This is a genomic window from Pseudoalteromonas sp. SR45-5 (assembly GCF_014163565.1).
In the GTDB taxonomy this organism is placed as follows: domain Bacteria; phylum Pseudomonadota; class Gammaproteobacteria; order Enterobacterales; family Alteromonadaceae; genus Pseudoalteromonas; species Pseudoalteromonas distincta.
Window position 1 is genome coordinate 1 of sequence record NZ_JACJDN010000217.1, and the last position, 6,051, is coordinate 6,051.

At 38.9% G+C, this 6,051-nt stretch carries 5 protein-coding genes; all 5 read right to left on the reverse strand.

Features of this window, described 5'->3' with window-relative positions; all coding sequences use genetic code 11:
* Positions 1 to 239: GT4 family glycosyltransferase PelF (pelF, locus tag H5072_RS09795; RefSeq protein ID WP_182693417.1), on the reverse strand; the 239-nt coding region annotated here is incomplete at its 3' end.
* Entirely contained in the window at positions 232 to 1,215 is a 984-nt protein-coding gene (locus H5072_RS09800; RefSeq protein ID WP_182693418.1) for a HEAT repeat domain-containing protein, read from the reverse strand. The genes H5072_RS09800 and pelF, both read right to left, overlap by 8 nt.
* The gene (locus H5072_RS21475) at positions 1,212 to 2,510 is read right to left on the reverse strand and encodes a PelD GGDEF domain-containing protein (protein ID WP_182693419.1); all 1,299 of its coding nucleotides are present in this window, start codon (positions 2,508 to 2,510) and stop codon (positions 1,212 to 1,214) included. Before H5072_RS21475 ends, H5072_RS09800 begins: the two co-directional genes overlap by 4 nt.
* Positions 2,507 to 3,022, reverse strand: coding sequence for a hypothetical protein (locus H5072_RS09810; RefSeq protein ID WP_024597301.1), 516 nt, complete (start codon positions 3,020 to 3,022; stop codon positions 2,507 to 2,509). Before H5072_RS09810 ends, H5072_RS21475 begins: the two co-directional genes overlap by 4 nt.
* A gap of 14 nt (positions 3,023 to 3,036) precedes the next feature.
* Positions 3,037 to 6,051 (reverse strand): tetratricopeptide repeat protein (locus H5072_RS09815; protein ID WP_182693420.1); only part of this gene is annotated, 3,015 nt, incomplete at its 5' end.

Consider the following 6,051-nt stretch of genomic DNA (forward strand, 5'->3'; position numbering starts at 1 on the left):
GCTTTTATTTCAGATGTGTCATTTTCCACTAAATAATGAACATGCAGCTTGGTAACGTTTTCAGGCAAAGTATATTGAATCTCGCCATAATGCTCTGGCGCTCCACCTATAAAAACAAGCTCAAAGTTATAATGAGGTAACCCTTCAATTATTTGATGAACCCAGCTAGATACGCCACCACGTACATAAGGGTAAGTGCCTTCTAAAAGCAGTAAAATGTCTGCATTTTTATTACTCATGCCAATACTCCTGCAAATGACGTAATTCACTGCCCTTAGGTTGTTCTGGGAGTTCTTTTAAGTAGCGTTTACAGTCGTCAAACTTGTTCATACAAAAGGCAACTTCGGCTTTATAAGGCAATACATGGCGCCTTGCCATACCAAACTCAGTTGCTTTAAGTAGATACTCATGGGCTATTTCGTATTTGTCTAAGGCTAAAGATATACGCCCTAAAAATATAAAAGTTGCAGGTGTTTTTACGTGCTCAATACTTTGCAATGCAAGTGCTTCTGCTTTTTCTAAAACGTATTTACGCAGTGCGCCTTGGGCTAAGCCTAAATAGCTCAGTTCCCAATAAAGTTCGGCTAGCTGTTTTTGTAAATGACTCAATTTTGGCTGCTTAGTTGTAACTGCTATTTCTTGCTGATACAAACTGATTTTTTCGTTAAGTTTGGTTTCTTTACCATCAAGGGTTGAGTAGGCGAGCAAGCGAATATCATCTTCTAAATCTTTAAGTGCTAGCTTTAAAATAGGAATAGCTTGTGAGTCACTCATGTGACGAGCCGCCATTACAGCACTTAAACGCTTATTTGGCTCATTAGCGTGCTTCAAAATTGCTTTAAGTCCACCAATTGAATAGGTTGGATTTGCTGATATTGCTCTGGCTTCAAAAGGAAGCTCAGGTATTTTATGCTCCTCTATTTCTATCTCGTCATTCTTGAGAGGTTTACAAAGAGCAAATGTAAGCGCTACTACAACACCCATAATTCCAAGTACTGGTAATGTAAACAATAATAAAAACATGAGTAGCAAAGAGCTATAAGGAGTCGTTTTGTATTTTTTAGGTATAAAAACATAACTAACAATAGCAAAAAAGATGCTAGCGATAGCATGCAAGAATATAGCTAAAAACCAATCAGGTGTTTCCAGTACTTCTATTAGTGCAAAGTACTGACAAATACACCCTAATATAGCCGCTACAATAATTATAATCATGAAAGTGAAACCAATCTCTTTATGTCATCTGAGCTTATAGGTAGTGCAAGTTGCTGCTCAATAACAATATCAAGCTCAGCTAAAGTGCTACCAGTGCGCTCTTTACACCAAGTGTTCATTCGGGCGATAAACCCTGCTTTTTCAAGCTCATCAGCTAATGGCATCAATAGCAGTAATACCTGATTTTGATTATCGTACAAATAAATGTCTAAACCACGGCGTGCTTCACTTAAATAACTCATAAGTTGAGTGGATTTATCAGTAATATTATTAGCTTTTATTTTTAGTAGCTGCGATGGAATGTTGTATCGTTTTGCTTCTTTATTCGCACGTTTAACTTGGCGAATAAAGTATGGATACTCTTCAGACGTCATTACTGGGTTTGTTATTTCATGACGAAGTAAATCGCCTATATGCCCAGCCATAACTGCAAGTAGTGTAAGAGTGGTATTTTTAAGTGCAAAAAATTGTACTCTTTCAACTAAAATAGCGCCATAAATTGTGTTATTTACGTCGATAAGTGGAATCGCCATATGGTATTTACTTATACCTGATGATGCTTTTTCGTCTTTTACCGATACTAATTCTTTTTCTTCGATCATCGCTAATATAAGAGGATCGTTTTTAGCTATTTGACTCATCTTACCTATAGAGGCAAGTGGTGGCTCTAAAACACTGTCGTTTTCAACTTTATATAACCCCGCTCTTTCTAGCGAACCGTACTCAACAAACAAGTCGATTATTTTTTGCGCTGCGCTATCAAGTCTTCTTTCTTTTAATAGCCCGATAGAGGTTCTTACTGCTTGTAGTGATTCACGTAAACTTAACGTATGGCCAGCTAGCATTTGCTCAATTCTATCGTGAGATGAATTAATTAAATGATACTGACGAGTAAATGTTTCAAGACGATCAGTTACGTACTCAAGCTGAATACTTTGCTGCTGATTAGTACGCTCCCACACATCCCTAAATTCGCCAGTGATCATAATTACAATAATGTAGCCAATCATAGCGTTAATATTGAAGTCGCTTTGCGGTGATAAAATATTTGCTTGAAGTAAAAAAAGTTGGCCAACAAGCAAACATAAAATACTAATAAAGCCTTTTGAAAAGCCATAGCGTAAAGAAACTAAAAGTGGGCCAAGTACAGGCCACGAAAACCCTCCCTCAGTCCAAAATGGGTCCTGTGCGTTAAATAATACAGGCAGCCCTAAAGCAAGCGCGGTAAATATAAATACCTCAGCCCATATTTGTAGCTCAGGAACGTCTCTTGGTCTAAGGAAATGTGTTTTCACTCACTAACCTCTATATAAGAAATTAAATCGGCAATCACATCTTGTGCTGTTGCTGCAATGCTATCGCGGCCCCAGCCACTTTTAGCAATAGTACCCGTCCAAACTGGTGTGGTTTGTCCATTTACGGTGAGTGATAATGTAAGTGCAACAACAGGTTCGCCATCAAGCCCTGCTTTGTAGCGCCACTCTTCAATGCTGCCTGTTAGTACATAGTCAGCTTGTTGAGTGCTTAACCATTGCATAGCATTGTCTAAACGGTATTGATCATCCAGCGGTGGAAGCTCTTTGGTGTTTACGCGAGGTGCACGTATAAGAGTTGGTAATTTATTTTGTTGCCAAATACTGGCTAAAATATCTTCAGCACGCTCACCGGCAAGCGGTGTTTGAGCATGATTAACAAGCGGCATTAGTGCCACTGTTTTTGAAGGGCTAAGCTCTATATCATCAGCAACTCTGCTGGTGGTACATGCTGATAATAGTAATACCAAACACGGTATAATTAAACGAAACATACTCTCTCCTAACATTAAAAATGTACGTAATAACCTAATTGTAATTGTGTATCTGAGTTACCCACTTTATTACTACTTTGGTAACCCAGCTGTAATTTAAATAAATCATCGCCCAGTACAGACCAACCTGCGCCACTTGAAACTGATACATCTACTGTATCGTTAAGTGTTTGATAGCCAGTACTTATATCAAATAACCACGAAGGGCTTGCGCCTAAATAAGGAGGTTCTAATGAGCCAGTTGAAGCAAATGAAGTCCCTAGTGCAAAACGTCTAAATGGTTGAAGGTCAACTCTTAGCGGTCTTCTGCTTGCATCTGTATTTATTAATGCATTAACACGTTCAAAGTCTTGCCATTGCGCACTAAAATAAGCGTTCCAAATTGGGCGGTCTTTTAAAATGCTGTATTGGTAACGAGCATTATATTCTTGGCCGTTTATTAGTGAGCTGCCATCGCTTCTTCGAGAAAAAGACATCGCTGCTGCTGATAGCTGTACGTTTTGTCTACCATCAATATTGTAGTTAACATAGGCCGTGGCTTTATCTAGCTGAGCATAGCTAAGTAGCGCTTCTGATTGGCGGTTTTCAACATTATATTCAAGCTTTAAACCTACCTGTGTTCGTGAATCCCATTGATAACGAGAGTCTATGCTAAGACCTTGGCGGCTAACTAAGCTGCCTTGGTGCGAATCTATTTTTGCATCAAAATACCAACGACCAAATGTCATTTTATCTTCTATTGCAAACAGTAATCCGTTGTTATCAAGGTTTTGCTGATTACTTAAACTTAATTTCCATTGCCCATTAGCATAAGGAAAATAAACGTTTACATCGTACTGGCTACTGTTTAAACCAGCCTCTGGCGATAGGTTTATTTCAAGCGCTCTAAAATAGGATGCGCGTGCATTTCTGAGTAAACTCAATTGCGATTCATTTGCCTCGCCAGTGAGTTCTTCGTACCAACGTTGCATGGTGGCATAGGGTTGTTTTAAATAGAGTAGGGCGTTTAGCTCATCTAGTTTGCTTAGTGAACCTTCAGCTATAAGCTGTTTCGCTTTATTAAATTCGCCGTTGGTCATATAAAGTTGTAGTTTTTGCCATGGCTCTAATTTTTGTGCAGCTCGGCGTGCTAACCACCAGTTTGTTTGGGGCTCACCAATAGTGTCGGGGGCAAGTTCTTCCATTGTGTTTAATTGCATTAAATGAGGAACAGCCATCGCGCCCGCCCAGCGAAACATTAAGCCTCTGTATGCATATTTATCTTTAGGTAAGTGTTGCAGTAAATAGTGATTAAGTTCAGCAGCATTTGCATAATATCCAAGTTGTTTCATTACATCGGCTAAGTTAACCAGTGTTGTTAAGTCACTTGGCTCTGCAATGGCCAATTTACGCAAATAAAAGTAGGCACTGTTATATGACTTTTCGTGAATAGATAGGCTAGCTAAGAGCTGCGTCCACGCATAGGAAGTGTCGCTTTGAGAATAGCGCGTTAAAATGCGGCCAATCATTACAGTGTCATGCATTTGCAGCGCTAACCAACCTTGTGCAAGCACAACATCAGAGTCATATTCGCTTAATTTAGCAGCGCGGTTTAAAGTTGTATAAGCTGAATTTAAATCACTTTGGTTTTGATACCAATTAGAAAGAATTAACCAAGCAGGATAGAGAGCTTTATTATATCGTTGTTTATCAAGTTCAGCATGAATACGTGCAACTGATTTAGCATCATTTACTTGTGTGCTTAATAATGCAATTTGAATCAATTGACGGTCAGTTTGCGACTCACTTTTCCATAAATAATCAAGAAGCTCCTGAGGCCTACCTTCAAAGCGCAATTGTTGGTAGTGCAGCATGTCGCCTACGCTTAAAGGGCTTATTTGTTGTAACTGCTCTAATGCATATAGCTCATGAGCTTTGTCTTGGACTCGCATTGCCATGTCTACATTGGCACTCCAAAACTCATCGTCAGAACTTTCATGTTTGTTTTTTAGTACTTGCAGAGCTGTAGAAAAGTCATCTTCTAGCCAAAATGCGCGGGCAATCCAAAGTAAATCTTCTTCATTTTTAGGCCCTTTATATGTAGGCCACAAAGCTCTTAATGCTTTTAAATTACCAGTATCGTGAAGTACTTTTGCTTTCCAATATTGTGATAACGCACTTTTACCATTTATTTGCTCAAAGCGTTCAATATTATTTAACTCTTGCTTTGTGTTACCAATAAATTCGTTAGCTTGCATCCAATTAGCAAAGCCATTTCCTTTTAGATTTCTATTTTGGGCTTTATATTCGTATATATCATTAGCATCTTGGTATAAATATAAAGCGGTGGCATCGTTAATACTATTGGTAAGCATCGCAGGGGTTACGGCTTTGTTAGACATTAGCCATTTAAACTCTCGGAGTGCCTCTTTAGGCTTGTTTTGCCAGCGCTTTATCTTCCAATTTAATAAATGTAGCTCTTTGTCATCTGGGCTTTGTAGTAATAGCTTTGCAAGTAATTGCTCAGCCCCTTTTGCATTTCCATTTGCTAAACGCAGGTGCATTGCTTGTGTTAAGTACTCGCTGTTATTTGGATCGGTCTTTAATAAGCTTTCAATGGCTTGAGCCGCATCTTCTGTATTGCCTGCTAAGTTAGCCAAATAAAGTGTGCGTTTAATATTGGCTTGGTCGCCATAGGTTTTCCACCATGCATAAGCTTGTATCGGGTTATTTGCACCAAGTGCAGTTTCAATCGCTTTAGCTGCAATATCAGCATTTATATTTGTTTTATAAATAGCGAATGCTTTGTCAGGTTCCCCTGCGCTTAACCAGTAATCGGCTGCAAGGAGAGGCTGTTTATTTTTTTGATAGTACTGAGCAACTTTTGCATTTAACCCAACTGCTTTTGCAATAGTTAATATTTGTTCGTTCCAGTTTTTATGAGCACCAATTTTTAAAGATAACTCTTCAAAGCGGTCGTCAACTTTAGCACCGCTTGCTAGCCATAATGAGTAGAGCAGCTTTATTTCAAGTGTTGCTTTGCGCTCGCC